The following is a 2,167-nucleotide window of genomic DNA, read 5'->3' as shown; positions in this document are numbered from 1 at the left end:
GAGGAGAGCGACGGGCGGCACGGGTAGGACGAGCGCAACGGGTGGGGCAGGGAGGACGGGCGGGGTCAAGGGGGCGCGGCGGCCGGAGGTGCGGTTGCCGCCTCTGGAGGCGTACGGCGGTGGGGAGTTGGAGCCGGACGGGGACTACGACGGGGTGCAGTTCCGCGACGAGGACTTCGTCGGGCAGGACGGCGGGGGCGCCCGCTTCATGGACTGCGCCCTGACGGACTGCGCGCTGGACGAGACGCGACTGCATCACGCCCGCGTCCTGGACTCCGTCCTCACCGGCCTGCGGGGTGTCGGCACCGACCTCGCGGAGTCGACCCTGCGCGACGTCGAGGTGATCGACCCCCGGATGGGCGGCGTGCAGCTCCACGGCGCGGTTCTGGAGCGGGTGGTGATCCGCGGCGGCAAGATCGACTACCTGAACCTCCGCAAGGCGAGACTCCGCGACGTCGTCTTCGAGAGCTGCGTCCTCGTCGAACCGGACTTCCTCGACGCCCACCTGGAGCGCGTCGAGTTCGTGGACTGCGCGCTGAAGGGGGTGGATTTCACGGGGGTGACGTTCAAGGACGTCGATCTGCGGGGGGTGGCTGAGCTGGAGATCGCGCGGGGGGTGGAGCGGTTGTCCGGGGCGGTGATCAGCATGGGGCAACTGCTGGATCTGGCGCCGGTGTTGGCCGTGCAGATGGGGATTCGGGTGGAGGGTTGAGAGGCACGGCTTGACACCGGGGGGAAACTCGGCCCGTCCGGCGTCTTTTCAGCACGGGCTGGGGTCATCGGGTCTGTCGGGTGCCTTTCCAATACGGGTCGGCACTATCGGGTCTGTCTGGCGTCCTCCGATACGGGCTGGGGTCATCGGGTCGGTCCGGCGCCTTCACACGGGCTGGCGTCATCGGGTCTCTCAGGCGCCTTTCCAATACGGGTCGGCACACCATCGGGTCTGTCCGGCGCCTTTTCAGCGCAGGCCCGCACCATCAGCCTGTCCGGCGTTTGAGGACGAGGCCCCTTCAGGGCCGAAGGGGGGTCTGGGGGCGCAGCCCCCAGGGACGGCGCCACAAGCTCAGGGCATCCAGCAAGCGACCTGCATCCGAGAGGCTCACCGCACCCGTGGAAACCTCGCCTGCAACGTCCAGATCGCCGGGTTCTCCCCCAACTCCTCGTGCAGATCGACAAGGTCCGCGATCAGATCGTGCAGGAAGTCCCGCCCCTCACGCCGAAGTTCGGCGTGCGAGAAGGTCAACGCCTTCTCGTCCCGCCGCATCCAGTCCGCCTCGACATCGACCCACCCGAACCGCCGCTCGAACAACATCCGGTCGGTCGACTCCGTGAAGTCCAGTTCCGCCCGCTGCGGCCGGGACGCCCGCGACCCCGCCGGATCCTGGTCGATCCGCTCCACGATGTCGCACAACGCCCACGCGAAGTCGAGCACCGGCACCCACCCCCAGGCCGTGGACACCTCCCGGTCCGCCTTGGTGTCGGCGAGATACACGTCACCGCAGAACAGGTCGTGCCGCAGCGCGTGGACGTCCGCACGCCGGTAGTCGGTCTGCGGGGGGTCGGGGAAGCGGTTGGAGAGGGCGTAGCCGATGTCGAGCACGTAGGAGATGGTGTCACGGCCGACGAGGCCCGGGACCGCCCGCAGCCCGCGCACCGGCGGCCGCCTCCAACAGGGCCCAGCCGTCGACCTCCACGTCGCGGGACGCGCCCGCCCTCGGCAGCCACCCCCGCTCCAGCGCGGCGTCGAGCAGGGCGCGGACGGCGCCGGGCTCATGCAGATTGAGGGAGGCACCATGGACGTGGCCGACGTCCCCGGAGCCCAGGGGCGCCCCACCCGGGACGTACCGCCCGGGCCCCGCGACGAAGACGATGTGCAGCGCCCCGCCGCTGCCGGTCGGCTGGGGACGCAGACTGAGGGTGTGGACGCAGCCCACGGCCCGCCCGCCGTCGCCGCTGGGGTCCGTCACGGAGTCGGGGTGACGATGAGGACGGTGGCGGTGACTGTGGCGCAGGCTCCACAGATACGTCCGCCCGTCGGCGACCAGTCGGCGGGGCTTCTTGGCGGAACGGGGCACGCACCGAGCGTACGAGGGGCACCGAACCCAGGGACGACAAGCCCTCGACTCGTAGGATCGCGCACGTGCCCCGCCCCACGCCTCGCCCCTCG

Annotated in this window: 3 protein-coding genes; 1 reads left to right on the top strand and 2 read right to left on the bottom strand. The window is 70.9% G+C overall.

Going from position 1 to position 2,167, the window contains the following annotated elements; translation table 11 throughout:
• Positions 1-88: 88 nt before the first annotated feature.
• Positions 89-712, top strand: a complete 624-nt coding sequence (locus JHN63_RS51245; RefSeq protein ID WP_200691968.1) for a pentapeptide repeat-containing protein — start codon at positions 89-91, stop codon at positions 710-712.
• 387 nt (positions 713-1,099) lie between these two features.
• On the opposite strand, the gene JHN63_RS51240 is transcribed toward JHN63_RS51245, so the two are convergent.
• Together JHN63_RS51240 and JHN63_RS51235 are read right to left on the bottom strand one after the other, a co-directional pair.
• Complete coding sequence (locus tag JHN63_RS51240) at positions 1,100-1,600, bottom strand: hypothetical protein (RefSeq protein ID WP_200691969.1); 501 nt, start codon at positions 1,598-1,600, stop codon at positions 1,100-1,102.
• 13 nt (positions 1,601-1,613) lie between these two features.
• Positions 1,614-2,075 carry a hypothetical protein gene (locus JHN63_RS51235; RefSeq protein ID WP_200691967.1) on the bottom strand — a complete coding sequence of 154 codons (462 nt, stop codon included), beginning with the start codon at positions 2,073-2,075 and terminating at the stop codon, positions 1,614-1,616.
• Positions 2,076-2,167 lie beyond the last annotated feature (92 nt).

It is taken from the genome of Streptomyces sp. MBT65 (genome assembly GCF_016612545.1).
In the GTDB taxonomy this organism is placed as follows: domain Bacteria; phylum Actinomycetota; class Actinomycetes; order Streptomycetales; family Streptomycetaceae; genus Streptomyces.
Note: the sequence above shows the minus strand (reverse complement) of the source record. Positions and strands in the feature narration are given on the sequence as shown.